The sequence below is a fragment of the Pseudomonas sp. P8_241 genome, assembly GCF_034008315.1.
In the GTDB taxonomy this organism is placed as follows: domain Bacteria; phylum Pseudomonadota; class Gammaproteobacteria; order Pseudomonadales; family Pseudomonadaceae; genus Aquipseudomonas.
In genome coordinates, this window is record NZ_CP125377.1 from 5,435,289 (window position 1) to 5,460,720 (window position 25,432).

General features: G+C 57.4%; 26 protein-coding genes and 1 pseudogene. 18 read left to right on the forward strand and 9 right to left on the reverse strand.

Annotated features, from left to right (window positions below):
• Nucleotides 1-50: 50 nt before the first annotated feature.
• The 7 genes from QMK58_RS24305 to QMK58_RS24335 all read left to right on the forward strand — a co-directional run bounded on the left by QMK58_RS24305 (nucleotide 51) and on the right by QMK58_RS24335 (nucleotide 4,730).
• On the forward strand, nucleotides 51-620 hold the full coding sequence (locus tag QMK58_RS24305; protein ID WP_053155164.1) for an electron transport complex protein RnfA: 570 nt from the start codon (nucleotides 51-53) through the stop codon (nucleotides 618-620).
• Nucleotides 617-1,624 (forward strand): electron transport complex subunit RsxB, encoded by a 1,008-nt coding sequence (gene rsxB, locus QMK58_RS24310; RefSeq protein WP_053155162.1) that lies wholly within the window; start codon nucleotides 617-619, stop codon nucleotides 1,622-1,624. The genes QMK58_RS24305 and rsxB overlap by 4 nt, the downstream gene beginning before the upstream one ends.
• Complete coding sequence (locus tag QMK58_RS24315) at nucleotides 1,611-2,597, forward strand: RnfABCDGE type electron transport complex subunit D (protein WP_320395551.1); 987 nt, start codon at nucleotides 1,611-1,613, stop codon at nucleotides 2,595-2,597. The genes rsxB and QMK58_RS24315 overlap by 14 nt, the downstream gene beginning before the upstream one ends.
• Nucleotides 2,594-3,205, forward strand: a complete 612-nt coding sequence (locus QMK58_RS24320) for an RnfABCDGE type electron transport complex subunit G (RefSeq protein WP_320395552.1) — start codon at nucleotides 2,594-2,596, stop codon at nucleotides 3,203-3,205. The genes QMK58_RS24315 and QMK58_RS24320 overlap by 4 nt, the downstream gene beginning before the upstream one ends.
• The gene (locus QMK58_RS24325) at nucleotides 3,198-3,785 is read left to right on the forward strand and encodes an Rnf-Nqr domain containing protein (protein WP_320395553.1); all 588 of its coding nucleotides are present in this window, start codon (nucleotides 3,198-3,200) and stop codon (nucleotides 3,783-3,785) included. The genes QMK58_RS24320 and QMK58_RS24325 overlap by 8 nt, the downstream gene beginning before the upstream one ends.
• A 21-nt stretch (nucleotides 3,786-3,806) precedes the next feature.
• Nucleotides 3,807-4,445, forward strand: coding sequence for an endonuclease III (gene nth, locus QMK58_RS24330; protein ID WP_053155153.1), 639 nt, complete (start codon nucleotides 3,807-3,809; stop codon nucleotides 4,443-4,445).
• 105 nt (nucleotides 4,446-4,550) lie between these two features.
• Entirely contained in the window at nucleotides 4,551-4,730 is a 180-nt protein-coding gene (locus QMK58_RS24335; protein WP_053155151.1) for a PA3496 family putative envelope integrity protein, read from the forward strand.
• Nucleotides 4,731-4,817: 87 nt separating this feature from the next.
• On the opposite strand, the gene QMK58_RS24340 is transcribed toward QMK58_RS24335, so the two are convergent.
• Nucleotides 4,818-5,444 (reverse strand): response regulator transcription factor, encoded by a 627-nt coding sequence (locus tag QMK58_RS24340; RefSeq protein ID WP_053155149.1) that lies wholly within the window; start codon nucleotides 5,442-5,444, stop codon nucleotides 4,818-4,820.
• A gap of 533 nt (nucleotides 5,445-5,977) precedes the next feature.
• Here QMK58_RS24340 and QMK58_RS24345 point away from each other — a divergent pair.
• Nucleotides 5,978-6,664 carry a hypothetical protein gene (locus QMK58_RS24345; RefSeq protein ID WP_053155147.1) on the forward strand — a complete coding sequence of 229 codons (687 nt, stop codon included), beginning with the start codon at nucleotides 5,978-5,980 and terminating at the stop codon, nucleotides 6,662-6,664.
• Between the two features lie 142 nt (nucleotides 6,665-6,806).
• Here the strand turns inward: QMK58_RS24345 and QMK58_RS24350 are convergent, their stop codons facing one another.
• Both QMK58_RS24350 and QMK58_RS24355 read right to left on the reverse strand, forming a co-directional pair.
• Entirely contained in the window at nucleotides 6,807-8,024 is a 1,218-nt protein-coding gene (locus QMK58_RS24350; protein ID WP_007938916.1) for an argininosuccinate synthase, read from the reverse strand.
• A gap of 129 nt (nucleotides 8,025-8,153) precedes the next feature.
• Entirely contained in the window at nucleotides 8,154-9,059 is a 906-nt protein-coding gene (locus tag QMK58_RS24355; protein ID WP_320395554.1) for a flagellar protein MotY, read from the reverse strand.
• Between the two features lie 159 nt (nucleotides 9,060-9,218).
• Between QMK58_RS24355 and pyrC the strand changes: the two genes are divergently transcribed.
• On the forward strand, nucleotides 9,219-10,265 hold the full coding sequence (gene pyrC / locus QMK58_RS24360; protein ID WP_320395555.1) for a dihydroorotase: 1,047 nt from the start codon (nucleotides 9,219-9,221) through the stop codon (nucleotides 10,263-10,265).
• Nucleotides 10,262-10,939, forward strand: coding sequence for a ribonuclease T (gene rnt / locus QMK58_RS24365; protein ID WP_053155142.1), 678 nt, complete (start codon nucleotides 10,262-10,264; stop codon nucleotides 10,937-10,939). Before pyrC ends, rnt begins: the two co-directional genes overlap by 4 nt.
• A 181-nt stretch (nucleotides 10,940-11,120) precedes the next feature.
• Here rnt and QMK58_RS24370 read toward each other — a convergent pair whose 3' ends face one another.
• On the reverse strand, nucleotides 11,121-11,723 hold the full coding sequence (locus QMK58_RS24370; RefSeq protein WP_008057532.1) for a peroxiredoxin: 603 nt from the start codon (nucleotides 11,721-11,723) through the stop codon (nucleotides 11,121-11,123).
• Between the two features lie 302 nt (nucleotides 11,724-12,025).
• On the opposite strand from QMK58_RS24370, the gene QMK58_RS24375 reads away from it, so the two are divergent.
• Together QMK58_RS24375 and bfr are read left to right on the forward strand one after the other, a co-directional pair.
• On the forward strand, nucleotides 12,026-12,244 hold the full coding sequence (locus QMK58_RS24375) for a bacterioferritin-associated ferredoxin (protein ID WP_008053520.1): 219 nt from the start codon (nucleotides 12,026-12,028) through the stop codon (nucleotides 12,242-12,244).
• A gap of 198 nt (nucleotides 12,245-12,442) precedes the next feature.
• Nucleotides 12,443-12,919: a bacterioferritin gene (gene bfr, locus QMK58_RS24380; RefSeq protein ID WP_053155140.1), complete on the forward strand. Its 477-nt coding sequence runs from the start codon at nucleotides 12,443-12,445 to the stop codon at nucleotides 12,917-12,919.
• A gap of 195 nt (nucleotides 12,920-13,114) precedes the next feature.
• Here bfr and grxD read toward each other — a convergent pair whose 3' ends face one another.
• Nucleotides 13,115-13,456, reverse strand: a complete 342-nt coding sequence (gene grxD / locus QMK58_RS24385) for a Grx4 family monothiol glutaredoxin (RefSeq protein ID WP_053155138.1) — start codon at nucleotides 13,454-13,456, stop codon at nucleotides 13,115-13,117.
• Between the two features lie 97 nt (nucleotides 13,457-13,553).
• Nucleotides 13,554-15,662 carry a molybdopterin oxidoreductase family protein gene (locus QMK58_RS24390; RefSeq protein WP_320395556.1) on the reverse strand — a complete coding sequence of 703 codons (2,109 nt, stop codon included), beginning with the start codon at nucleotides 15,660-15,662 and terminating at the stop codon, nucleotides 13,554-13,556.
• A gap of 452 nt (nucleotides 15,663-16,114) precedes the next feature.
• On the opposite strand from QMK58_RS24390, the gene argF reads away from it, so the two are divergent.
• A complete protein-coding gene (gene argF, locus QMK58_RS24395) occupies nucleotides 16,115-17,035 on the forward strand; it encodes an ornithine carbamoyltransferase (protein WP_053155134.1) in 921 nt (306 codons plus the stop codon).
• The gene (locus QMK58_RS24400; RefSeq protein ID WP_053155132.1) at nucleotides 17,032-18,141 is read left to right on the forward strand and encodes an ABC transporter ATP-binding protein; all 1,110 of its coding nucleotides are present in this window, start codon (nucleotides 17,032-17,034) and stop codon (nucleotides 18,139-18,141) included. Before argF ends, QMK58_RS24400 begins: the two co-directional genes overlap by 4 nt.
• A gap of 87 nt (nucleotides 18,142-18,228) precedes the next feature.
• Here the strand turns inward: QMK58_RS24400 and QMK58_RS24405 are convergent.
• Nucleotides 18,229-18,324: pseudogene (locus tag QMK58_RS24405) on the reverse strand (isomerase); the annotation flags it as partial.
• A 3-nt stretch (nucleotides 18,325-18,327) separates the two neighbouring features.
• Complete coding sequence (ybaK, locus tag QMK58_RS24410) at nucleotides 18,328-18,798, reverse strand: Cys-tRNA(Pro) deacylase (RefSeq protein WP_053155131.1); 471 nt, start codon at nucleotides 18,796-18,798, stop codon at nucleotides 18,328-18,330.
• A 351-nt stretch (nucleotides 18,799-19,149) separates the two neighbouring features.
• Between ybaK and QMK58_RS24415 the strand changes: the two genes are divergently transcribed.
• From QMK58_RS24415 to glpD, 4 genes are all read left to right on the forward strand, one after another.
• Nucleotides 19,150-20,001: an MIP/aquaporin family protein gene (locus QMK58_RS24415; protein ID WP_053155129.1), complete on the forward strand. Its 852-nt coding sequence runs from the start codon at nucleotides 19,150-19,152 to the stop codon at nucleotides 19,999-20,001.
• A 75-nt stretch (nucleotides 20,002-20,076) separates the two neighbouring features.
• Nucleotides 20,077-21,582, forward strand: coding sequence for a glycerol kinase GlpK (gene glpK / locus QMK58_RS24420; RefSeq protein WP_320395557.1), 1,506 nt, complete (start codon nucleotides 20,077-20,079; stop codon nucleotides 21,580-21,582).
• 95 nt (nucleotides 21,583-21,677) lie between these two features.
• Nucleotides 21,678-22,433, forward strand: a complete 756-nt coding sequence (locus QMK58_RS24425; RefSeq protein WP_053155124.1) for a DeoR/GlpR family transcriptional regulator — start codon at nucleotides 21,678-21,680, stop codon at nucleotides 22,431-22,433.
• 260 nt (nucleotides 22,434-22,693) lie between these two features.
• A complete protein-coding gene (gene glpD / locus QMK58_RS24430; RefSeq protein WP_053155123.1) occupies nucleotides 22,694-24,232 on the forward strand; it encodes a glycerol-3-phosphate dehydrogenase in 1,539 nt (512 codons plus the stop codon).
• A 66-nt stretch (nucleotides 24,233-24,298) separates the two neighbouring features.
• Here glpD and QMK58_RS24435 read toward each other — a convergent pair whose 3' ends face one another.
• Nucleotides 24,299-25,405, reverse strand: a complete 1,107-nt coding sequence (locus QMK58_RS24435; RefSeq protein WP_053155121.1) for an NADH:flavin oxidoreductase/NADH oxidase — start codon at nucleotides 25,403-25,405, stop codon at nucleotides 24,299-24,301.
• Between the last annotated feature and the right edge of the window lie 27 nt (nucleotides 25,406-25,432).

Consider the following 25,432-nt stretch of genomic DNA (forward strand, 5'->3'; position numbering starts at 1 on the left):
AGCCTGCGGCAGCTCCTACGCAGTGATCCAGTAGCGGAATACGGACGATCATGACCGAAACCCTGCTAACGCTTATCAGCACCGCCCTGATCAACAACCTCGTGTTGCACTGGCCGCTGGGTGTCGATCCACTGTTGGCAAGCGAGCGCCGCCAGGTCCATGCGCTGGGCATTGCAACAACCTGCCTGATGCTGATCGTCGGCATGCTCGGTTATGCGCTCTACCACTGGCTGCTGGCGCCACTGGAACTGACCGCCCTGCATCTGTTCGTGTTTTTGCCACTGAGCGTTTTGCTGATCAGCCCCCTGCTGAACGTCCTTTCTACGGCGCTCCCGAAGTGGTCTTTTGAAGGCCTCTGGCCGTTGCTGCTAGGGAATGCAGGCGTGCTCGGGGTAGCGCTGCTCAACGCCCAGGCGGATAAGGGATTATTTCATGCCACAGCTCTGAGCCTTGGCGCAGGGCTGGGATTCTGGCTGGTGCTGAGCCTGTTCAAAGATTTGCGCCAACGTACACTCGATAACGATATTCCCCTGCCCTTTCGTGGCCTGCCGATCGATCTGATCGGCGCCGGACTGATCGCAGTGGCTTTTCTAGGATTCAGCGGACTGATCAAAACATGAGTCTGATTCAACGCATCGACGCCCTATTGCCACAGACTCAGTGCGGCAAGTGCGGTCATCCCGGATGCAAGCCCTACGCCGAAGGCATCGTCAGTGGCGAGCCGATCAACAAGTGCCCGCCTGGTGGCAGCGAAACCATCGCCGCGCTGGCGCAGTTATTGAAAGTGCCGGTGCTGGAACTGGACATCAGTCGGGGGGCGGCGCCTGCTCAAATCGCCTATATCCGCGAAGCCGAGTGCATCGGTTGCACCAAATGCATTCAGGCGTGCCCGGTCGATGCCATCGTCGGCGCGGCCAAATTGATGCACACAATCATCATCGACGAATGCACCGGTTGCGACCTTTGCGTGGCGCCTTGCCCGGTGGATTGCATTGAAATGCGTCCGTTGCCGCCCACCACAGTAGTACCGGTTGTCGGTGGCCTGGCATTCACGCAGGAAGAACAACAGGCGCGTACCACCAAGCGCAATCACGCCCGGCGCCGATTTGAGCAGCGCAACGCCCGTTTGCAGCGTGAAGAACAACAGAAAACAGCCGAACGACAGGCCCGCCAACGTGCCGCCCACCCGGTGGAGGTGACACTCGACCCGATACAAGCAGCCCTCGATCGCGTGCGAACCCAGAAAGCCGCGAATGTCGACGCGGCGCTGAAAAAAGCCAGGATCGATGTCGCGATGAGCCGCGCCCAACTGACCAAATCGCTGAAGGCCTTCGGGCATCCTCCGACCTTCGAACAACAATCGCAATTGATCATCCTGCAACAGCAGTTCGAAGCGGCCGAACAAGCCTTGGCGCAATTGGAAAGCACCGAACCACCAACGCCCACGTCCGTTGCAACGCCCAAGAACGATGTCGAGCTGAAACGGGCAAAAATTCAGCTGGCCATGCGCCGCGCCGAACTCAAAAAAGCTCAAAACAGCGAAGCCTCCGCCGAACAGGTTGAAGCGCTGTTGCGTGCGGTCAGTGAAGCCGAACGTCAGGTGGACGCCTATGCCACCCCTTGAATCGGTTGACGATCGCTTGCAGCAAGCCATGAAACTGGTGTTGCTGGCCGTCCTGCCGGGACTGCTGGCGTCCTTCTGGCTATATGGCTGGGGCGTGCTGATCAATCTGATTCTGGCCATTGCAATGGCGCTCGCCGTTGAGGCGAGCGTGCTGCATTTGCGCAAGCGGCCATTCAAACCGACCTTGAGTGATGGCAGCGCGCTGGTCAGCGCAACATTGCTGGCCCTGGCCCTCCCCCCCTATTGTCCGTGGTGGCTGACCATCAGCGCTTCCGCGTTCGCGATGGTATTTGGCAAGCACTTGTATGGCGGAGTGGGTTCGAACCCATTAAACCCCGCAATGCTTGGCGTCGCTTTCGCTCTGATCACGTTTCCTCAGCAGATGACCCATTGGCCGTCTTCTCACGGCATGGACTTGTTGGGTGGATTGCAACAGGCATTCGCATTCGGTCAGCTTCCGGACGCTTGGGTTCAGGCCACTGCGCTGGACAGCCTGCGCATGAACAAAAGCCTGACCATCGATGAATTGTTTTCGGCGAACCCAGCGTTCGGTCATCTCGGTGGCCGTGGCGTGGAATGGGTGAGTCTGGCGTTTCTGGCAGGAGGCCTGTTCCTACTGCAGCGCCGCGTCTTCAGCTGGCATGCGCCAGTCGGCATGCTCGCCAGCCTTTTCATCATCAGCTTGCTGTGCTGGAACGGTTCGGGCTCCGATTCCCATGGCTCACCGCTGTTTCATCTCCTCACCGGCGCGAGCATGCTGGGGGCGTTTTTCATTGTGACTGAACCGGTGTCCGGCGCCAAAAGCACTGGAGCGCGACTGCTGTTTGGCGCAGGTGTCGGGCTGCTGACATATTTGATTCGCACTTGGGGCGGTTATCCGGACGGCGTGGCGTTTGGCGTCCTTTTGATGAATCTTTGCGTGCCCGCCCTGGAGCGCTTTGTCGCGGCCAGACAGCAGCAGGCTTCCCCATGAGCCGAGCATCGAACATAGCAATCCTGGTGTTACTGGCAACGCTCGGCATCGGTCTGACCTGGCTTGCACAGTACAGCAGCGCGCCGCGTATTGCAGCCGACCAGCGTCTGATCGACACTCGCAACCTGCTGGATTTGCTAGCAGCGGACAGCTATGACAATCAGCCACTCGAACAACCTCTCCCGCTCGAAAACACCAAACTCGAAAACAGCACGCTGCTGACCGGCTACCGTGCATCCAAAGCCGGCAAGGCTTGCGCCGTGTTATTGCGCAGTAAAACTTTAGGCTACGCTGGCGCCATTGAATTGCTGATTGCAATCGATGCAAACGGCAGGCTGATAGGTGTCAAAACTCTCAAGCAATCAGAAACCCCGGGGCTTGGCGCGCGCATCGCAGACTGGCCCAATACCTGGCTTCAGGCTTTATCCGATAAATCCCGAACCGAGCTTGCCGACGCTGGATGGGCCCTGAAAAAGGATCAGGGTCAATTCGATCAGATCGCCGGGGCGACCATCACTTCAAGAGCCGTGATCAACGCCACCCACGACGCCCTGCGCTACTTCGATGGGCACCGGCAAGCGTTACTCGGGAGCCCATCACATGAATAAATCACTCCGCCTGCAGGGCACGCTGATGCTTGCGCCCCTGATTGGGATCACCGACACGCTGGTGACTGCTTTGGGTCTGTGGTTGTTGTTCGTCCTGGTGGTCACCGCTTTTGGCCTGAGCATGGCTGTACTACGAGCGCGAATGCTGCCGACTACTCATTTACTGGCCAGCGTTCTGCTCGCCGCTACGTGGACCAGCTGTGCGCAACTCGCCGCGCAAATCTGGTCGCTGCCATGGCATCAGCATTTGGGAATCTATGCAGGCTTGGTCGCCTTGCAATGCGTTGTACTGGAGCATGCTGGCTTTTTCCGCCGCGCCCGGGTGGAACGTCTGAAGTTGTGCGCTCTGTCCGGCGCATTGCTGACGGGTTTTGGCCTGTTGCGCGAATTCATCGGCAACGGGACATTCGGCAATCATTTTTCCTGGCTGGCCGGCGCGAAACAGCCAGACTGGCAGGGTTGGCTACTGCTCGCCGACGGTGGCTTGCGCCTGGTGACACTGGCTCCCGGCGGTTTCATTTTGTTGGGGCTGCTGCTGGCTGCGTGGCAGGCCTGGCATCGTTCGCCCCCTTCACACTGACCTTGAGGAAACGCACTGCCCATGAACGCCGCAAAACGTCTGGAAATTTTCCGCAGGCTACATGAAGACAATCCGGAACCGAAAACCGAACTGGCGTATTCGTCGCCTTTCGAATTGCTGATCGCGGTGATCCTTTCGGCGCAATCGACCGATGTCGGCGTCAACAAGGCCACTGCAAAACTGTTCCCCGTAGCCAATACCCCGGCAGCGATCCATGCCCTGGGTGTTGAAGGTCTGTCGGAATATATCAAGACCATCGGGCTGTACAACAGCAAAGCAAAAAACGTCATCGAGACCTGCCGCATGCTGGTGGAGCTTCACGCTGGCGAAGTGCCGCAAACCCGCGAGGAGCTTGAAGCCCTGCCCGGTGTCGGCCGCAAAACCGCCAACGTGGTACTCAATACCGCGTTCCGCCAGCTGACTATGGCCGTCGATACCCACATCTTCCGTGTCAGCAATCGCACCGGCATTGCACCGGGCAAGAATGTTGTTGAAGTCGAAAAGAAGCTGATGAAGTTTGTGCCCAAAGAGTTCCTGCTTGACTCCCATCACTGGTTGATCCTCCACGGACGCTACGTGTGCCTGGCTCGCAAGCCCCGCTGTGGCAGTTGCCGGATTGAAGACTTGTGCGAATACAAACAAAAAACCTCGGACGATTGACGCACTATTGGATTTACTCGATGGCTGATTGAAAAAATCTTTTTTACCCGCCGGTAGAATGTCGATATAAGAGCGCCAAAGGCCTTCTTAGCCTGGAGTAGCTAAATGAGTACTGGCAAAGAGCAATTGGACGTAGAAGACGACTTCAGTACCGTGGAGGCTGATGATGCCGAACCGGTGGTCGAAGTAGCGAAAACCAATCTGAGCAAACGCCGCACCATCGACAATCTGCTGGAGGAGCGCCGACTGCAAAAGCAATTGGCCGATTACGATTTTGATATGTGACGCCTCAAAGCCTCCCGAAAACGGAGGCTTTTTATTATGAGCCCGAATTAGAGGAACCCCTTTTCTCCCCGTCAGGCAGTTCTGCCGTCACACCAAACCATTACGTTGCGCCAGCTCAATCAAATCCACCAACGACCGCGCATTGAGTTTCAACAGCAGGCGAGTCTTGTAAGTGCTGACCGTTTTATTGCTCAGGAACATTCCGTCTGCAATCTCCTTGTTGGTCTTGCCTCGTGCCAACTGCTGCAAGACCATCATCTCCCGCCCCGATAAACGGTCCACCATATCGGCTTCGCTGGCGTTCCCCAGACTGGAACGTACTGTGTGCAAGGCTTGATTTGGAAAGTAACTGTAACCTGACAGTACGGCCTTGATTGCACTGAGCAACTCGGTCAGATCCTGTTGTTTGCAAACATATCCTGCAGCCCCCGATTGCATACACCGCATGGAAAAATGACCGGGTGCCTGAGATGTCAGTATCAACACTTTCATCGGCATTGCTGTTGATGACAAACGTGCGATAACTTCCAAGCCATCCAACTTTGGAATTCCAATATCCAGAATGACAATGTCCGGCATTAGTTCTCTGGCTAGTTGCAATGCATCCACGCCGTTATCGGTTTCCGCAATAACTTCGTAGCCATGACGTTCCATCAGCATACGCACCGCAAGACGAATGACGGGGTGATCATCGACGATCAGCACTTTATTCATGGGCAAGTCCAATTTTCGCTGTTCGAATTTTTAGAGCCCGCACAATAGCCTAGTCGTTTCACCCATTGCATGTCGGCCTTCCCGAGCACCTGCACCGAGAGACATTCCCTACAAACATCACAGATTATTCTTACAAAAAAACCTCGAACACCCTGAACTGAAAACTGTATCCGAGTGGAGATCACACCTCCTTAAATCATTTTTTGTATCGACCTTTAACAAAAATCAACGAGTAACGTGAGCCAAAAGCCGTGTTCTGAAAGCAGCGCACCCTACCGCCAATACAAAAGTAACGGATATTTTCAGAATCAACATTCGTACCAGAAATATCACACGCCAACTATCATCTTAATCTTACAGCAAAAAAAACTCATTAAAGGATGATAAAAGTAACAATTCAACCCTTCGAAAAAACCGACAAAGGTATTAAATAAAAATCACTAAGAAAAACGTTCAGCTCCACAGATCCACCCTGCACCCGAAAACCAAACCTGTAAGCCATCGAGAAAATCACATTAACATGAGCATAAAGCATGATAAGACCTCAAAGCCTCATCACGAACCCCATGACAATTATCGGGATGTTTGCTGTCCTGTCTGAAACCTCGGCAGCAATATCCTTGCCCTTCCTCGATGATGACGAAAGAGAACTCTATGTGTGGTTTTTGATCAGCTTTCCGTTCTATTTACTTTTATTGTTTTTCGCGACGCTCAACTTCAACCATCGATCACTGTATGCCCCTTCCGACTTTGAAAAGGGAAAACACTTCATTAAAATCATGGAAAATACCGAGCACTCGGAAAACAAGACACCTAAAGAGACGTTAAGTGCGCCCAAACCTGTTACATCGATAAGTGACCACCAACTTCCCCCTAACTCACAAACCGGGATAAGTTTACATACTCGGTTTTCTGTCGAGCACCATATTCATCTTCCCGAGCATGTCAAAGATCTCTACATCATTGATGCACGTTGCATGGACAGAAAAGTCGAGTTTAGCGCTCTGCTGGAAAAGTTCCAAAAGCACCAGGAGAAACCGGCGAGCACGGTGATGTTCATCACGTGTACCGAAACGGAGACGTTATTGAAAGCTGTCGCGCTCAGGCATTCACGACCGGCACGCAAACGCAACGCAACATTCTATGTTGCTTACAATTTGAGTTCTCATGAATTGACGGTCATAGGCCAGGAGGGAGCACTCGCCAGCAACCAGCAGTAATTGACGCCGCAGCGCCAACCGGCGCACAGAAAGGCGTCAGCAGAATGAACGTGGTATCGCAATTCAGGGCAAAACGCCCCCTCATTCAGAACTACGGCCTCGTTGATACGAGGCCGCAGTTCCCATTACAAGCTCAAAGGCTTCAGAAAAGCTTCCGACCTTTGTTTGCTGCAATGCGCATGCGCAAGGCGTTGAGCTTGATGAAGCCCGCTGCGTCGGCCTGGTTGTAGGCGCCGCCATCTTCTTCGAAGGTGGCAATGTTGGCGTCGAACAACGACTCGTCGGACTTGCGACCGGTAACGATCACGTTGCCCTTGTACAGTTTCAGACGTACAACGCCGTTCACGTGAGCCTGGGACGCATCGATCATCTGTTGCAGCATCAGACGCTCAGGGCTCCACCAGTAACCGGTGTAGATCAGGCTGGCGTATTTCGGCATCAACTCGTCTTTGAGGTGAGCCACTTCGCGATCCAGCGTGATCGACTCGATTGCACGGTGAGCGCGCAGCATGATGGTGCCGCCTGGGGTTTCGTAGCAGCCACGGGACTTCATGCCCACGTAACGGTTCTCGACGATGTCCAGACGACCGATACCGTGTTCGCCACCGATACGGTTCAGGGTCGCCAATACGGTGGCCGGGGTCATTTCGACACCGTCCAGCGCGACGATGTCGCCGTTGCGGTAGGTCAGTTCCAGGTACTGTGGCTTGTCAGGAGCGTTCTCCGGAGAGACGGTCCAGCGCCACATGTCTTCTTCGTGCTCTGTCCAGGTGTCTTCCAGCACGCCACCCTCGTAGGAGATGTGCAGCAGGTTGGCATCCATCGAGTACGGGGATTTTTTCTTGCCATGGCGCTCGATCGGGATCGCGTGCTTCTCGGCGTAATCCATCAGCTTCTCGCGGGACAGCAGGTCCCACTCGCGCCAGGGAGCGATCACCTTTACACCTGGTTTCAAGGCGTAAGCGCCCAGTTCGAAACGAACCTGGTCGTTGCCCTTGCCGGTGGCGCCGTGGGAAATGGCGTCAGCCCCGGTTTCGTTCGCGATTTCGATCAGGCGTTTGGCGATCAACGGACGAGCGATGGAAGTACCCAGCAGGTACTCGCCTTCGTAAACGGTGTTGGCGCGGAACATCGGGAACACGAAATCACGCACGAATTCTTCGCGCAGATCGTCGATGTAGATTTCTTTTACGCCCATGGCCTGTGCCTTGGCGCGGGCCGGCTCGACCTCTTCGCCCTGACCCAGGTCAGCGGTAAAGGTCACTACTTCACAGTTATAAGTATCCTGCAGCCACTTGAGGATCACCGAAGTGTCCAGGCCGCCGGAATATGCCAGAACGACCTTGTTTACGTCCGCCATGCCATCACTCCACGGGGTTCTACGGAAAGCCGGGAAGTCTACCGCTCATGCAGAATAATTTACAGTGGCGCGACAGCTTATGACGACGAAGCGACAGAACATGTCGAGAGAGCGACCATGATCAGCGGATCAGGAAGTTGCCGAGGCATCCGGCTTCGTGGCTTGCGGAGCTACTTGTTCCGGCGGTGCTCCCCGCTCCAGACGAATCGCTACCCGACGATTCTTCGAGCGATGGGCATTATTGCTGTTCGGTGCCAACGGATAACGCTCACCGTGGAAGCGCAGGGTGATCTGCGATTCCTGAATGCCATTGGCCTTGAAAAAATCCATGACTGCCAGAGCCCTGCGCCGTGATAGATCGCGGTTGGTCAGGCGGTTGCCGCTATTGTCGGAGTGGCCGTCGAGTTCGATGTGATTGACTGTCGGGTCGGCCTTCATGTACTCCAGCATCACCTGCAACCTGGCCTTGGCGGCTGCATCCAGATCAATGCCGCCCCCGGGAAAACCGACCTGAGACTGTTTCACCTGATCGAAATTCTGCGGCAACAACTTCGCCACACAACCTTGGTAGTCGGCAAATGCCTTGTTGAACTTGACCGGCAAAAGGCGCACTTCCGATATCCGGCCATCCCCCGCAGAATGCCGCACCACCGGACTGCGACCGTCAATCAGACCGCTGATCAGTCGTCCGGCCTGAACCTGTGAACTGTTGAACAACACATTGCCGCTGCCGATTCTGACCGAGCCCAGGTTAATGTCACCCCGCCCCGGTTGCCATGGCGCTGCGGCGGCCAACAGAGTCGCCGAACCACCACCCATCATCGCGTTATAGGCATTCAGACGAAATGTCGCCTGCTCGCCAGCGCGACGCACGAACTGCCCCGAACCGAAATCGGTAATCGGCTGAGTCAGGCGGCACTCGAACTTGTCGCCCTCGACCGTCCACTCGGTGCTCTCCATCCGTGTCTGGAAAGTGAGCGCCATCGCGGGAAGGCTGGCAAACACACTGAGCAAGGCTAAATAACGCTGGCGCACGGGAGGCTCCACTGGCTTCTGCAACAAAAAGACCGACACACAGATGTTCACGGCATACCTGTTGGATATCGGAAGCTTCGTGCAAAACTTGATAGCGAGTGCCTGCAAGAGTCTTTTCCGGTAGCATTCCCTTCAGTTTGACCCGCCTGGAATCCCCTCATGTCCGACCGCCTGACCCTGCTGCGTCCCGACGACTGGCACATTCATCTTCGCGATGGTGCCGTGTTGGCCAATACCGTCGCGGATGTCGCGCGCACCTTTGGTCGCGCCATCATCATGCCCAACCTGGTCCCTCCGGTCCGCAACGCAGCTGAAGCCGACGGCTATCGCCAGCGGATTCTCGCTGCCCGCCCGGCTGGAAGCTCATTTGAACCGCTGATGGTCCTGTACCTCACCGACCGTACTCAGCCAGAAGAAATTCGCGAGGCCAAGGCCAGCGGGTTCGTTCACGCCGCCAAGCTGTACCCGGCCGGCGCGACCACCAACTCGGACTCTGGCGTCACCAGCATCGACAAGATTTTCCCTGCGATCGAGGCCATGGCCGAAGTCGGGATGCCGTTGTTGATTCACGGTGAAGTCACCCGAGGCGATGTCGACGTGTTCGACCGCGAGAAAATTTTCATTGATGAACACATGCGTCGTGTGGTAGAGCGTTTCCCGACCCTCAAAGTGGTGTTCGAACACATCACCACTGCAGACGCCGTGCAGTTCGTCAACTCGGCCTCGGCCAACGTTGGCGCGACCATCACCGCGCATCACCTGCTATACAACCGCAACCACATGTTGGTGGGCGGGATTCGGCCGCACTTCTATTGCCTGCCGATCCTCAAGCGCAACACGCACCAGGAAGCCCTGCTCGACGCTGCCACCAGCGGTAGTAAGAAGTTCTTCCTCGGTACCGACTCGGCGCCCCACGCCCAGCACGCTAAAGAGGCCGCTTGCGGTTGCGCCGGTTGCTACACCGCGTATGCAGCCATCGAGATGTACGCCGAAGCCTTCGAACAGCGCAATGCGCTGGACAAGCTCGAAGCCTTCGCCAGCCTCAACGGCCCACGGTTCTATGGCCTGCCGGCAAACACCGATCGCATCACCCTGGTCCGCGAAGAATGGACTGCCCCAACCAGCCTGCCGTTTGGCGAGCTGACCGTTATCCCGCTGCGCGCCGGTGAAAAACTGCGCTGGCGCCTGCTGGAGGAACACGCGTGAGTGAAGACCATTTCGACGACGAACAGGAAGGTCAAGGCGGTGGCGGCGGTTCCCGTCACCCAATGGCCGCACGGTTTCGTGGCTACCTGCCCGTTGTCGTCGACGTAGAAACCGGTGGTTTCAACTCGGCCACCGACGCCCTGCTGGAAATCGCTGCGACGACCATCGCCATGGATGAAAAGGGTTTTGTGTACCCTGATCACACCTACTTCTTCCGTGTCGAGCCGTTCGAAGGCGCGAACATCGAAGCGGCGGCCCTGGAGTTCACCGGGATCAAACTTGATCACCCTCTGCGCATGGCAGTGAGTGAAGAGTCGGCTCTTAACGATATTTTCCGTGGCGTGCGCAAGGCATTGAAAGCCAACGGCTGCAAACGGGCAATCCTGGTCGGGCACAACAGCAGCTTCGACCTGGGCTTCCTGAACGCCGCGGTTGCGCGACTGGACATGAAACGCAACCCGTTCCATCCGTTCTCCAGCTTCGACACCGCGACGCTCGCCGGTCTGGCCTACGGTCAAACCGTGCTGGCCAAGGCTTGTCAGGCCGCCGATATCGACTTCGACGGTCGCGAGGCTCACTCGGCTCGCTATGACACCGAGAAGACGGCAGAGCTTTTCTGCGGCATCGTCAATCGCTGGAAACAAATGGGCGGATGGGAAGATTTCGACGATTGATCTGGCTTGTCTGTAGGAGCGAGCACGCTCGCGATGGTCGTCAACGATGACGCTGGGTGCCTGTTACCCCACGGCGTTCCAGAGTCCGTCGCGAGCAGGCTCGCTCCCACAGAAATCTGACCAATTCCACCCATAAAAAAACCGGCCTCGATGGCCGGTTTTTTTGTACCTGGAACGTGCCTTACAGCGCGGCAGCGTGCTCGGTCAGGTAAGCAGCAACGCCTTCTGGCGAAGCGTTCATGCCTTTGTCGCCTTTTTTCCAGTTGGCAGGGCAGACTTCGCCGTGCTCTTCGTGGAATTGCAGAGCGTCGACCAGACGCAGCAGCTCTTCCATGTTACGGCCCAGCGGCAGGTCGTTGATGATCTGCGAACGGACAACGCCTTTGTCGTCGATCAGAAACGCGCCACGGAAAGCCACGCCGTCAGCGGACTGAACGTCGTAGGCCTTCATGATTTCCTGCTTGATGTCGGCAGCCATGGTGTAACGGACTGCGCCGATACCACCATCATTGACCGGGGTGTTGCGCCAGGCGTTGTGGGTGAAGTGCGAGTCGATCGACACAGCGACCACTTCAACGTTGCGCGCCTTGAACTCGGACATGCGGTTGTCCAGAGCGATCAGCTCGGACGGGCAAACGAAGGTGAAGTCCAGCGGATAGAAGAACACCAGGCCGTATTTGCCTTTGATGGCCGACGACAGGGTGAAGCTGTCAACGATTTCGCCATTGCCGAGTACGGCCGGTACGGTGAAGTCAGGGGCTTGTTTGCCTACGAGTACGCTCATTGGATATCTCCTGGTGTAATAGCGTGAAGAACAAGGTTCGCGTCAGCCTGCCACCCTCAGATGGCAGCCCTGTGACACGAACCCGGGTCGCAAAGACCGGCCATCATACACTGCGCGTTTGACCTGTCCTCAACGGTTTTTCCCGAGGACGCAAAATCGCCGCTGCATAATGGCAGCCGCACCCTGAAGGAAAACCGTTCGTCAGCCTTGGGCTAAAGTGACGGCAAAGCACTTTGACAATCATTCTCGTTAACATTAAGATCCATCGCATTCGAGACATAAACAAGCGACGGTCTTCCCTTATGTATGTTTGCCTCTGCACTGGTGTCACCGACGGTCAAATCCGCGATGCGATCTATGAAGGATGCTGCAGTTACAAGGAAGTCCGCGTGGCCACCGGCGTTGCCAGCCAATGCGGTAAATGTGCCTGCCTTGCCAAGGAAGTGGTCCGCGAAACGCTGACCAAACTGCAAACGGCTCAAGCAGCGATTCCCTTTCCCGCTGAATTTACCGCCGCCTAAATACAGAATGTCAAAGAACCGGACTCTAGTCCGGTTTTTTTATGCCTGAAAATCAACTAGTTAAGCGCTAGACGCGGAACACAAACATTCTTATTCCGATTAATTTTCATATAAGTTTCAATAACTTAGGTTTGACACTATTAAATAGGCGGCTCAAACTCTGCCTTATAGACAGTTAATAAAGGGCAGGACCCCATCATGAAAGGCGACGTTACAGTCATCCAGCATCTCAACAAGATCCTTGCCAATGAGCTGGTCGCGATCAATCAATATTTCCTGCATGCACGCATGTACGAAGATTGGGGCCTGAACAAGCTTGGCAAGCACGAGTACCACGAATCCATCGACGAGATGAAGCACGCGGACAAGCTGATCAAGCGCATCCTGTTCCTTGAAGGCCTGCCGAATGTCCAGGATCTGGGCAAGCTGCACATCGGCGAACACACCAAGGAAATGCTTGAGTGTGACCTGCGCATCGAGAAAATCGGCCACGCCGATCTGAAAGTGGCCATCGCCCATTGCGAAAAAGTTGGCGACTTCGGTAGCCGTGAATTGCTTGAAGATATCCTTGAGTCCGAAGAAGAACATATCGACTGGCTGGAAACCCAACTGGGCCTGATCGATAAAGTGGGTCTTGAAAATTACCTGCAATCGCAGATGGGCGAAGACGAATAACGTCGTACCGCTAATCTCGATACAACAAAAAGCCCCGCTCTCTTTTGAAGAGGCGGGGCTTTTTTGTGCCTGCTTTTACTGTAAGAGCGAGCTTGCTCGCGATGAACTAGAGAACGCCGCGGAGAACCAGAGTCCGAGCGTTACCGTTGACTACCATCGCGAGCATGCTCGCTCCTACAGGAAGCAGGGACCGAATCAGGCTTCGGACTTGTTAGCCGCAGCGGCTTCAACAGCAGCCTTGATGGTGGTTTGCAGGGAACCGTCTGCAGCCATCTCGATCATGATGTCGCTACCGCCGACCAGCTCACCGCCGACCCACAGCTGCGGGAAGGTTGGCCAGTTGGCATATTTTGGCAGGTTGGCGCGGATTTCCGGGTTCTGCAGGATATCCACGTACGCAAACTTTTCGCCACACGCCATCACGGCCTGCGCAGCTTTCGCGGAGAAGCCACACTGCGGGGCATTCGGCGAACCTTTCATGTAAAGCAGAATGGTGTTGTTGGCAATCTGCTCTTTAATCGTTTCGATGATATCCATGGAGCACCTCGGCTGAACTTTCCGACTCACGGGTCGGCACGGTGGCGCATTGTAACGGAAAGCCGAGCCCCCTGCTCGGTCTCTCCGTCAGACTAAATCACGCGGCGACCACTGTCACCGGAACGCCGTTGAGCGCCGCGTTCCCGGACAACTCATCCAGCTGACATTCGTCCGTCAGGTCATTGGCGCTGGAGCCCGGCTGACTGCTGGCAATCGCCATTTGCACGCCGGGCCTGGCATGACCCCAACCATGCGGCAGGCTGACCACACCTTTCATCATGTCCAGACTGCCGAGCACTTCGACCTCGATCACGCCAACCCGCGAACTGATCCGCACTCGCTGCCCGTCATTGAGCCCGCGACTGACCAGATCGTCCGGGTGCATCAGCAACTGGTGACGCGGCTTGCCCTTCACTAGACGATGATAGTTGTGCATCCACGAGTTGTTACTGCGCACATGGCGTCGACCGATCATCAGCAACTCATCGGCAGCCGGTGCCTGCAAGGCGGCGAAACGAGCCAGGTCGGCAAGGATCGCGGCAGGGGCCGCCTGGACTCGCTGATTGGCGGTTTTCAGGCGTGGCACCAGGTTGGGTTTGAGCGCCCCCAGATCGACACCATGGGGATGATCGAACAAAGTATCCAGCGACAGCTTGTGCGCCGACGCGTCTCCATACATGCCCATGCGCAGGCCGCGATCGATCATTTGCGCCGGAGCAATGGTGGGTTTCAGCTCCTTGTTGGTTCGAGCGGCAAACGCCTTGGCCAGCCCGACGAAGATCTCCCAATCGTGCAGCGCGCCTTCAGGCTTGGCGAGGATCGCGCGGTTGAAGCGGCTGACGTTACGCACCGCAAACATATTGAACGTCGTGTCGTAATGATCGTTCTCCAGCGCCGAGGTAGACGGCAGGATCAGGTCGGCATAACGCGTGGTTTCATTGATGTACAGATCGATACTGACCATGAACTCGAGGCCATCGAGCGCCTGTTCGAGCTTTCGACCGTTGGGCGTGGACAGCACCGGGTTGCCCGCCACGGTGATCAGTGCGCGGACCTGCCCTTCCCCTTCGGTGAGCATTTCCTCGGCCAGTGCCGACACCGGCAATTCGCCCGCATATTCCGGGCGACCGGACACCCGGCTCTGCCACAGATTGAAATGCCCGCCCGATGTCGAGGCCACCAGGTCCACCGCCGGCTCGGTGCACAACGCACCGCCAACGCGGTCGAGGTTGCCGGATACGAGGTTGATCAACTGCACCAGCCAATGGCACAGCGTACCGAAAGCCTGGGTCGAGACCCCCATGCGGCCGTAACAAACCGCGCTCGGCGCTGCGGCGAAGTCTCGCGCCAACTGGCGAATCTGTTCGGCCGGTACGGCGCACAGCGGTCCCATGGCCTCGGCAGTGAACGATGCGATGGCTTCGCGCACGTCATCCAGACCGTCCACCGGCAAATGACTGTTGCGGGTCAGCCCTTCTGTGAAAAGCGTATTGAGCAGACCGAACAACAACGCCGCATCGCCACCGGGGCGCACGAACAGGTGCTGATCGGCGATTGCCGCCGTTTCGCTGCGACGGGGATCGACCACCACCACTTTGCCACCCCGGGCCTGAATCGCTTTCAAGCGTTTTTCCACGTCCGGCACCGTCATGATGCTGCCGTTCGAAGCCAGCGGATTGCCGCCCAGAATCAGCATGAAGTCGGTGTGATCGATATCGGGAATCGGCAACAGCAAACCGTGGCCGTACATCAAATGGCTGGTCAAATGATGGGGCAATTGGTCGACCGAAGTGGCGGAAAACCGGTTACGGGTTTTCAGCAGGCCGAGAAAATAATTGCTGTGCGTCATCAGCCCATAGTTGTGCACGCTGGGGTTGCCCTGATAGACCGCCACGGCGTTTTGCCCGTGATGTTCCTGAATCTGCGCCAGACGCTCGGCGATCAAATTGAAGGCTGCCTCCCACTCGATGGGCTGCCATTCGTTGCCCACCCGCTGCATGGGCTGATGCAACCGGTCCGGATCGTTCTGGATGTCTTGCAAGGCGACAGCCTTGGGGCAGATATGCCCGCGACTGAAGGTATCCAGGGCGTCGCCCTTGATCGAAGTGATCTGCACGCTGCCATCGTCGACCTCGGTGGTCTCGATGGTCAACCCGCAAATGGCTTCACACAGATGGCACGCACGGTGATGGAGAGTCTTGGTCATGGCCAGTCTCTGTCTTGTTCTGGGCGGGCAGTATTTGCCGCGGGAACAAAACTATGGCGCGTGCCCTGCTACCACGCCAGCGACGTTCGTCTTGTGAATCGGCGACTATCAGGAGAGCCGATGACCACCGGCCAACAACCCGGACGAAAGGTCAGAAAACGACCCGCCAGACGTCATCCCCGCGCCGTTGGATTGCCAAGCCCTGAGAGGCCGGTGTACAAATGAGCCACTGCTGTCAGGAAAAAGGCTTCAAAAGTGCTATTGCGGTGATCCCGTAGCCCCTCTGAATTCCCCTAAAACTGTAGCCCTATTGGTAAGACGCGACATTTAATTATAAGATCGCGCCTTCCCCTATTTCGTCGCCCCGTGCGGCTTACGCCGCAGGTCTCGCCCGTTGTTCCGTTAAACAAGGCTTTGAGCATCTGCGGTTTGTAACAAAAAGGTAGTCAATGATGAGCGCAAGGCACTTTCTCTCCCTGATGGATTGCACGCCCGAAGAGCTGGTCAGCGTGATCCGTCGAGGCGTTGAGCTCAAGGACCTGCGTAACCGCGGCGTACTGTTCGAGCCTCTGAAAAACCGCGTGCTCGGGATGATTTTCGAGAAGTCCTCGACCCGCACCCGTATCTCGTTCGAAGCCGGCATGATCCAGCTCGGTGGCCAGGCAATTTTCCTGTCGCCCCGTGACACCCAACTGGGCCGTGGCGAGCCAATCGGCGACTGCGCCATCGTCATGTCGAGCATGCTCGACGCGGTGATGATCCGTACCTTTGCCCACAGCAACCTGACCGAATTTGCCGCTAACTCGCGCGTACCGGTCATCAACGGTCTGTCCGATGACCTGCATCCGTGCCAGTTGCTGGCCGACATGCAGACCTTCCTCGAACACCGCGGCTCCATCCAGGGCAAGACAGTGGCCTGGATCGGCGACGGCAACAACATGTGCAACAGCTATATAGAAGCGGCGATCCAGTTCGACTTCCAGTTGCGCGTTGCCTGTCCGGAAGGCTATGAGCCCAACCCCGAGTTCGTGGCCAAGGCCGGTGACCGCGTCACCATCGTTCGTGACCCGAAGGACGCCGTACGGGGCGCCCATCTGGTGAGCACCGACGTCTGGACCTCCATGGGTCAGGAAGAAGAAACCGCCAAGCGCCTTGAGCTTTTCGCACCGTACCAGGTGAACCGCGCGCTGCTCGACCTGGCGGCTGATGACGTACTGTTCATGCATTGCCTGCCCGCCCACCGTGGCGAAGAAATCAGCCTCGACCTGCTCGACGACAAGCGCTCGGTGGCCTGGGATCAGGCAGAAAACCGTCTTCACGCACAAAAGGCGCTGCTGGAATTTCTCGTTGAACCGGCGTACCACCACGCATGAGCCAGCCATTACTGTTGAACCTGCGAAACCTAGCCTGCGGCTATCAAGACCAGCGCGTGGTACAGAACCTCAACCTGCATTTGAACGCCGGTGACATCGGTTGCCTGCTCGGCTCTTCGGGCTGCGGCAAGACCACCACCCTGCGGGCGATTGCCGGTTTCGAACCGGTGCACGAAGGTGATATCCAACTGGCGGGCGAGACCATCTCCAGCGCCGGTTTCACCCTCGCGCCGGAGAAGCGTCGCATCGGCATGGTGTTCCAGGACTACGCGCTGTTTCCGCACCTGAGCGTGGCCGACAACATCGCCTTCGGCATTCGCAAGCATCCGCAAAAGGATCGCGTGACCGAAGAGCTGCTGGAACTGGTCAACCTCAAAGGCCTCGGCAAACGCTTTCCCCATGAACTATCCGGTGGTCAGCAGCAACGTGTCGCCCTGGCCCGCGCCCTGGCGCCGGAGCCGCAATTGCTGCTGCTCGACGAACCGTTCTCCAACCTCGATGGCGAATTGCGCCGCAAACTCAGCCACGAGGTTCGCGATATTCTCAAGGCTCGTGGCACCAGTGCGATTCTGGTGACCCACGATCAGGAAGAGGCCTTTGCCGTCAGCGATCATGTCGGCGTGTTCAAGGAAGGTCGTCTGGAGCAGTGGGATACGCCCTACAACCTGTATCACGAACCGCTGACACCATATGTGGCCAGCTTCATCGGCCAGGGTTACTTCATTCGTGGTCAGTTGAGCAGCCCGGAGTCGGTGCAGACCGAGTTGGGAGAGTTGCGCGGTAACCGCGCCTACACCTGGCCGGTCGGCGGTGCGGTGGATGTGTTATTGCGTCCGGACGACATCGTTTATGCCCCGGACAGCGCACTGAAGGCGCGAATTGTCGGCAAGTCGTTCCAGGGCGCGTCGACGCTCTATCGCCTGCAGTTACCAACCGGCGCGCAACTGGAGTCGATCTTTCCGAGTCATGTCGATCATTTGATTGGCGCTGAGGTCGGTATCCGTGTCGCGGCGGAACATTTGGTGCTGTTCCAGGCGTCCGGCAGCACGGCGGCGCAGATTCCGGTCGTCGAGTCAGGTGTCCGGCGGTACAGCACCGCTAATTGATACGAATTAAAAGATCGCAGCCTTCGGCAGCTCCTACCTGGATTGTGCACACCTGTAGGTGCTGCCGAAGGCTGCGATCTTTTGCTTTCAGCCCAACATCAGGGTTGCGCTGGCCACCAGCGTCGCATTCCCGCCAATCTTCACCCGATCACCTTCCAGTCGACAGAACAGCTCCCCGCCCCGCCTTCAGGCACGACCAATATCAGCGAACTTCGCCTGGGTATGCTCAGCCAGCACCGCGGGGTCCAATTCAACTTCCAGCCCCCGCCGGCCTGCACTGACATAAATACTCGCAAACGGTTGGGCCGAATTGTCGATAAACGTGCGCAAGCGCTTCTTCTGGCCCAGCGGACTGATGCCGCCCAGCAGGTAGCCGGTGGATCGCTGTGCCGCCGCCGGGTCGGCCATTTCAACTTTTTTCACGCCAGCCGCCTGAGCCAACCCCTTCAAATCCAGCGTTCCTACCACCGGGACAACCGCCACCAACAACTCCCCTTTTTCACTGGCTGCCAACAGTGTCTTGAACACCTGAGCCGGGTCGAGACCCAGTTTTTCCGCAGCTTCCAGGCCATAGGACGCAGCCTTCGGGTCATGTGCGTAACTGTGCACGCGGTGTTCGGCCCGAACCTTTTTCAACAAATCCAATGCAGGGGTCATGAGACAGCTCCAGACGGGTCGGCAGATGAAAAACACTGCGCCGGATTCTAGGACATTGGTCCACAAAAGGCTCTATGGCGGCTTTGTTTCAGCTTGTGTACTTCGCACTCACGGCCATCCAGTCATTCGTTCATTCACGCGACGAATAGTTTCTTTATGACCGACAGTTCACTTTCGACCTTTGACAACAGCGTTTCTTGTCTATATTTTTTCGTTTATGAAAAAAAGCGAAATTTCCTACAGCAATACACGGCAGTTAACCGCGACTAGGATGGGATTCCTGCCACGGTGAAAACGCGCTTCGACCATGATGGCTAGAAAGCGTCAGACAACAAAAACAACGAGGTTTCAATGACGACCGCTTTACAACAACCGTCGCTCTCGAGCCAGTGCATGGCCGAGTTTCTGGGTACCGCGCTGCTGATATTTTTTGGTACAGGCTGCGTTGCTGCGCTCAAGGTCGCGGGTGCCAGTTTTGGCCTTTGGGAAATCAGCATTATCTGGGGCGTCGGCGTGAGCATGGCGATTTACTTGACCGCCGGGGTTTCCGGTGCTCATTTGAACCCCGCCGTCAGCATCGCACTGAGCATTTTCGCCGGCTTTGAAAAGCGCAAATTGCCTTTCTACATTCTCGCCCAAGTCGCGGGAGCCTTCTGTGGAGCGTTGTTGGTTTATACGCTCTACAGCAACCTGTTCTTCGATTTCGAACAGCTTCACAATATGGTTCGCGGCAGCCAGGCCAGCCTTGAATTGGCGTCGGTTTTCTCCACGTTCCCGAACCCTGCTCTGACCACTGCCCAGGCATTTCTGGTCGAAGTGATCATCACCGCCATCCTGATGGGCGTGATCATGTCCCTGACCGACGACAACAACGGGTTGCCAAAAGGCCCGCTGGCGCCGCTGCTGATCGGTCTGCTGATTGCCGTGATCGGCAGCTCAATGGGACCACTGACTGGCTTCGCGATGAACCCGGCGCGGGACTTCGGTCCAAAGCTGATGACATTCTTCGCTGGCTGGGGTGAAATTTCCCTCACTGGCGGACGCGATACTCCTTACTTCCTGATTCCGGTTTTCGCGCCGATTGTCGGCGCCTGCCTGGGTGCCGCCGCCTATCGCGGGCTGATTGCCCGCCATCTGCCGAGCGCCGTACCTGCTACAAAGGAAGCAACAGCTGCCATTGACGGCAAACCCAGAACTTCTTGATACCGTTGGCGCGTGCCCCCTGCCCTTTGATCACGCGCCAGACCTCACTCCCTTATTTCGTCCAAGGCAATCGACATGACCGACACACAGAATAAGAACTACATCATTGCCCTCGATCAGGGTACGACCAGCTCCCGTGCGATCATTTTCGACCGTGACGCAAACGTGGTCTGCACCGCCCAACGGGAGTTCGCACAGCATTACCCACAAGCCGGCTGGGTCGAACACGACCCGATGGAAATCTTCGCCACCCAAAGCGCAGTGATGGTCGAGGCCCTGGCGCAAGCCGGCCTGCATCACGATCAGGTCGCGGCCATCGGCATCACCAACCAGCGTGAAACCACCGTGGTCTGGGACAAGAACACCGGTCGTCCGATCTACAACGCCATCGTCTGGCAGTGCCGGCGCAGCACCGAAATCTGCCAGCAGCTCAAACGCGATGGCCACGAGCAATACATCAGCGACACCACTGGCCTGGTCACCGACCCGTACTTCTCCGGCACCAAACTCAAGTGGATCCTCGACAACGTCGAAGGCAGCCGTGAGCGTGCGCGCAACGGCGAGCTGCTGTTCGGTACTGTCGACAGCTGGCTGATCTGGAAATTTACCGGCGGCAAGGTGCATGTCACCGATTACACCAACGCCTCGCGCACGATGCTCTTCAACATCCACACGCTGGAGTGGGATGCGAAGATGCTGGAGGTGTTGGATATTCCCCGCGAAATGTTGCCGGAAGTTAAGTCGTCTTCTGAGATTTATGGCCGTACCAAAAGCGGCATTGCCATCGGCGGTATCGCCGGTGACCAGCAAGCCGCCCTGTTCGGGCAAATGTGCGTCGAGCCCGGCCAGGCGAAAAACACCTACGGCACCGGCTGCTTCCTGTTGATGAACACCGGCGACAAAGCGGTGAAATCCCGGCACGGCATGCTCACCACCATCGCTTGCGGTCCCCGCGGCGAAGTGGCCTATGCCCTGGAGGGCGCGGTGTTCAACGGCGGCTCCACCGTGCAGTGGTTGCGCGACGAACTGAAGATCATCAACGACGCCCACGACACCGAGTACTTTGCCAACAAGGTCAAGGACAGCAATGGCGTATACCTGGTGCCGGCCTTCACCGGCCTTGGCGCACCCTACTGGGATCCGTATGCACGTGGCGCACTGTTTGGCCTGACCCGCGGCGTTCGAGTGGATCACATTATTCGTGCAGCGCTGGAATCGATCGCCTATCAGACTCGCGACGTTCTCGATGCCATGCAGCAGGACTCCGGCGAACGACTCAAGGCCCTGCGCGTAGACGGTGGCGCCGTGGCGAACAATTTCCTGATGCAGTTCCAGGCCGACATCCTCGGCACCCAAGTCGAACGACCACAAATGCGCGAAACCACCGCGTTGGGCGCCGCATACCTGGCGGGCCTGGCTTGTGGATTCTGGGGCAGCCTGGAAGAGTTGCGTGGCAAGGCCGTGATTGAACGTCAATTCGAACCCACCCTTGACGAATCGGCGAAGGAAAAACTCTACGCCGGCTGGAAAAAAGCCGTCAGCCGGACCCGCGATTGGGCGGCCGAAGACGAAGCTGAATAAGGCAGGATGCAGACTCGTATCTGTATGTAACTGGTCGGGAGCCGATTCCTGCGGCATCATGGGCAAATTTTGCACGGCAGCCCAAAGGACGCCCCATGAATCTGCCTCCCCGTCAGCAGCAAATCCTCGAACTGGTCCGTGAACGCGGCTACGTCAGCATCGAGGAAATGGCCACGCTGTTCGTCGTCACTCCGCAGACCATTCGCCGCGATATCAACCAGCTCGCGGAAGCCAATCTGTTGCGGCGCTACCATGGCGGCGCGGCTTACGACTCCAGTGTCGAAAACACCGCCTATGCCATGCGCGCCGATCAGATGCGCGATGAAAAGCAGCGAATCGCCGAAGCGATTGCCGCACAGATTCCCGACCATGCCTCGTTGTTCATCAACATCGGCACGACCACAGAATCCATTGCCCGTGCACTGCTCAATCACAATCACCTGAAGATCATCACCAATAACCTGCATGTCGCCTCCATGCTCAGTGCCAAGGACGACTTCGACGTTCTGTTGACCGGGGGCAACGTGCGGCGCGACGGTGGTGTCGTCGGTCAGGCCAGCGTCGATTTCATCAACCAGTTCAAAGTCGATTTCGCCCTGGTCGGGATCAGCGGCATTGATGAAGACGGCAGCCTGCTGGACTTCGATTATCAGGAAGTGCGGGTATCCCAAGCGATCATCGCTAACGCTCGGCAGGTGATCCTGGCGGCCGACTCCAGCAAATTCGGGCGCAACGCCATGATTCGCCTGGGGCCGATCAGCCTGGTCGATTGCCTGGTGACCGATCAGCAGCCGTCCCCGGCGCTGGCGCAGTTGTTGAACCAGCACAAGGTTCGGCTGGAAGTTGTTTAACGCCGAAGGCGGTTAAACAACCTGTAGGAGCCGGCTTGCTCGCGATGGCGTTTTCAAGAGCGCCATCGCCAGCAAGCCAACTCCTACAATCAATCCCCCTCAAGACAATGTTCGTAAATTTTCCTTTAATGGCCCTTTGATGAGTATTTTCAATCGAAGCCGGCTGGCTGTGCGCGTCTTTATGGGCTAGTATTTTCGCAAATGAACATAAATGTTCGAATTCAAATACAGAACATCAAAGAATTCCGAGGCCCGAGCCGATGCCCACTTCTACCTTGCCTACGCCCCCTCTTTCCGAGGTCTACGATATCGCTGTCATCGGTGGCGGGATCAATGGCGTGGGGATCGCAGCGGATGCTGCCGGCCGAGGGCTTTCGGTGTTCCTTTGCGAAAAGGATGATTTGGCCAGCCACACCTCTTCAGCCAGCAGCAAGCTGATCCATGGCGGCCTGCGTTACCTGGAACATTACGAATTCCGTCTCGTTCGCGAAGCCCTGGCTGAGCGCGAAGTGCTGCTGGCCAAGGCACCGCACATCGTCAAGCAAATGCGCTTCGTGCTGCCACACCGCCCTCACCTGCGCCCGGCCTGGATGATCCGCGCCGGATTGTTCCTCTATGACAACCTGGGCAAGCGCGAACAGCTTGAAGGTTCGAAAAGCCTGAAATTCGGACCGGACAGCGCGCTCAAAAGTGAGATCACCAAAGGCTTCGAATATTCCGACTGCTGGGTCGACGATGCGCGTCTGGTGGTATTGAACGCCATGGCGGCCCGGGAAAAAGGCGCTCACGTTCATACCCTGACCCGTTGCGTCAGCGCGCGCCGCACCAAAGGCCTATGGCATCTGCATCTGGAGCGTGCCGACGGCAGCCTGTTTTCCATCCGCGCCAAGGCACTGGTGAACGCCGCCGGCCCATGGGTTGCCAAATTCATTCGCGACGATCTGAAGATGGAATCGCCTTACGGCATTCGCTTGATTCAGGGCAGCCACCTGATCGTTCCGAAGCTGTACGAAGGCGAACACGCGCACATCCTGCAAAACGAAGATCAGCGCATCGTGTTCACCATTCCGTACTTGAACCACTTCACCCTGATCGGCACCACTGACCGCGAGTACACCGGCGATCCGGCGAAAGTGGCGATTACCGACGGCGAGACCGACTACCTGTTGAAGGTGGTCAACGCACACTTCAAAAAGCAGATCGGCCGCGACGATATCCTGCACAGCTATTCCGGCGTACGGCCGCTGTGCAACGACGAATCCGATAACCCGTCCGCCGTGACCCGCGACTACACCCTCGCACTGTCCGGCGCCGGCGAAGAGGCACCTTTGTTGTCGGTGTTCGGCGGCAAGCTCACCACCTACCGCAAACTGGCCGAGTCGGCGCTGACGCAACTGGCACCGTACTTCAAGCACATCCAGCCGAGCTGGACCGCCAACGCCACGCTGCCGGGCGGTGAAGACATGACCACGCCGCAAGCCCTGAGCTCGCGCATTCGCGACCAGTTCGACTGGGTCCCAAGCGAAATCGCGCGCCGCTGGGCCACGACCTACGGTAGCCGCACCTGGCGCATGCTCGAAGGCGTTGAGAGTCTGAGGGATCTGGGCGAACACATCGGCGGCGGTCTCTACACCCGCGAAGTCGATTACCTGTGCAGCGAAGAATGGGCCACCACCGCCCACGACATCCTGTGGCGTCGCAGCAAGCTCGGTTTGTTCACCACCGCCGCGGAGCAGGAAAAACTCAAGGACTACCTGAATAAAGTCGAGCAGAACCGCAGCAAAATTCAAGCGGCCTGATTGGCATTCGGCGCAAAGAAAAGCCCCTGCATCTCTCGATTCAGGGGCTTTTTCATGCCGATGGTTTTAGTCGCGCAGATCCGACTCGTGGATCGGCTGCTCGCGATGGGTCGCTCGTTGGTACTGCGCCGGCCAGACCGCCTTGCGTCCGCCCAGATCGTCATCCGCATGCAGCGCCCAGTACGGATCGCGCAACAATTCACGCGCCAGGAAAATGATGTCCGCCTGACAGGTGCGCAGAATGTGCTCGGCCTGGGCCGGCTCGGTAATCATGCCGACGGTGCCGGTGGCGATGCCTGACTCTTTGCGCACACGCTCGGCGAATCGGGTCTGATAGCCGGGGCCTGTGGGGATTTCGGCGTTCACCGCTGTGCCACCCGAAGAAACATCGATCAAATCCACACCCAGGTTCTTGAGGCGCCGTGCCAGCTCCACGGTTTCATCCGGGTTCCAACCGTCCTCCACCCAATCGGTCGCCGAGACGCGGACAAACACCGGCAACTCTTCCGGCCACGCCGCACGCACCGCTTCGGTGACCTGGAGCACTAGCCGGATGCGGTTTTCGAACGAACCGCCGTACTGATCGCGGCGTTGATTACTCAAGGGTGAAAGAAATTGATGCAACAGGTAACCGTGGGCGGCATGGACTTCGACCACCTTGAATCCTGCAGTCAGCGCGCGCTTGGCCGCTTCGACAAAGGCCTGGATGACGGTGGCGATCTCGCCTTCATCCAGCTGCTTGGGCTGGGTGTGCTGGGGATCGAAAGCAATCGGTGAAGGGCCGACCGGAACCCAGCCACCCTCGTCGGGTTTGACGCTGCCGTGCTTGCCCAGCCACGGTCTGTAAGTACTGGCCTTGCGACCGGCATGGGCCAGTTGAATACCGGCTACGGCGCCTTGCGCCGCGATGAAGCGAGTGATGCGTTGCAAAGGCTCGATCTGTTCATCGTTCCACAGGCCAAGGTCCTGCGCGGTGATGCGCCCGTCGGCAGTGATCGCCGTGGCTTCGGTAAACACCAGCCCGGCCCCGCCGATCGCGCGGCTGCCGAGGTGGACCAGATGCCAGTCATTGGCCAGGCCGTCAACACTTGAGTATTGGCACATTGGTGAGACCGCGACACGGTTGGGAAGGGTCAATTGGCGAAGGGTATAGGGTTCAAGCAGCAGACTCATGGGGCACCTCTCGAATCAGTGGGCAGG

What these genes read in the sequence shown, in the direction of transcription:
- glpD (WP_053155123.1), top strand. Translation starts at nt 22,694, where the DNA reads ATGCCCACTTCTACCTTGCCTACGCCCCCTCTTTCCGAGGTCTACGAT.
- QMK58_RS24375 (WP_008053520.1), top strand. Translation starts at nt 12,026, where the DNA reads ATGTATGTTTGCCTCTGCACTGGTGTCACCGACGGTCAAATCCGCGAT.
- QMK58_RS24345 (WP_053155147.1), top strand. Translation starts at nt 5,978, where the DNA reads ATGATAAGACCTCAAAGCCTCATCACGAACCCCATGACAATTATCGGG.
- QMK58_RS24370 (WP_008057532.1), bottom strand. Translation starts at nt 11,723, where the DNA reads ATGAGCGTACTCGTAGGCAAACAAGCCCCTGACTTCACCGTACCGGCC.
- QMK58_RS24340 (WP_053155149.1), bottom strand. Translation starts at nt 5,444, where the DNA reads ATGAATAAAGTGCTGATCGTCGATGATCACCCCGTCATTCGTCTTGCG.
- QMK58_RS24305 (WP_053155164.1), top strand. Translation starts at nt 51, where the DNA reads ATGACCGAAACCCTGCTAACGCTTATCAGCACCGCCCTGATCAACAAC.
- QMK58_RS24400 (WP_053155132.1), top strand. Translation starts at nt 17,032, where the DNA reads ATGAGCCAGCCATTACTGTTGAACCTGCGAAACCTAGCCTGCGGCTAT.
- QMK58_RS24315 (WP_320395551.1), top strand. Translation starts at nt 1,611, where the DNA reads ATGCCACCCCTTGAATCGGTTGACGATCGCTTGCAGCAAGCCATGAAA.
- QMK58_RS24425 (WP_053155124.1), top strand. Translation starts at nt 21,678, where the DNA reads ATGAATCTGCCTCCCCGTCAGCAGCAAATCCTCGAACTGGTCCGTGAA.
- pyrC (WP_320395555.1), top strand. Translation starts at nt 9,219, where the DNA reads ATGTCCGACCGCCTGACCCTGCTGCGTCCCGACGACTGGCACATTCAT.
- argF (WP_053155134.1), top strand. Translation starts at nt 16,115, where the DNA reads ATGAGCGCAAGGCACTTTCTCTCCCTGATGGATTGCACGCCCGAAGAG.
- QMK58_RS24325 (WP_320395553.1), top strand. Translation starts at nt 3,198, where the DNA reads ATGAATAAATCACTCCGCCTGCAGGGCACGCTGATGCTTGCGCCCCTG.
- QMK58_RS24320 (WP_320395552.1), top strand. Translation starts at nt 2,594, where the DNA reads ATGAGCCGAGCATCGAACATAGCAATCCTGGTGTTACTGGCAACGCTC.
- nth (WP_053155153.1), top strand. Translation starts at nt 3,807, where the DNA reads ATGAACGCCGCAAAACGTCTGGAAATTTTCCGCAGGCTACATGAAGAC.
- QMK58_RS24435 (WP_053155121.1), bottom strand. Translation starts at nt 25,405, where the DNA reads ATGAGTCTGCTGCTTGAACCCTATACCCTTCGCCAATTGACCCTTCCC.
- glpK (WP_320395557.1), top strand. Translation starts at nt 20,077, where the DNA reads ATGACCGACACACAGAATAAGAACTACATCATTGCCCTCGATCAGGGT.
- grxD (WP_053155138.1), bottom strand. Translation starts at nt 13,456, where the DNA reads ATGGATATCATCGAAACGATTAAAGAGCAGATTGCCAACAACACCATT.
- QMK58_RS24350 (WP_007938916.1), bottom strand. Translation starts at nt 8,024, where the DNA reads ATGGCGGACGTAAACAAGGTCGTTCTGGCATATTCCGGCGGCCTGGAC.
- bfr (WP_053155140.1), top strand. Translation starts at nt 12,443, where the DNA reads ATGAAAGGCGACGTTACAGTCATCCAGCATCTCAACAAGATCCTTGCC.
- QMK58_RS24415 (WP_053155129.1), top strand. Translation starts at nt 19,150, where the DNA reads ATGACGACCGCTTTACAACAACCGTCGCTCTCGAGCCAGTGCATGGCC.
- QMK58_RS24390 (WP_320395556.1), bottom strand. Translation starts at nt 15,662, where the DNA reads ATGACCAAGACTCTCCATCACCGTGCGTGCCATCTGTGTGAAGCCATT.
- QMK58_RS24335 (WP_053155151.1), top strand. Translation starts at nt 4,551, where the DNA reads ATGAGTACTGGCAAAGAGCAATTGGACGTAGAAGACGACTTCAGTACC.
- ybaK (WP_053155131.1), bottom strand. Translation starts at nt 18,798, where the DNA reads ATGACCCCTGCATTGGATTTGTTGAAAAAGGTTCGGGCCGAACACCGC.
- rsxB (WP_053155162.1), top strand. Translation starts at nt 617, where the DNA reads ATGAGTCTGATTCAACGCATCGACGCCCTATTGCCACAGACTCAGTGC.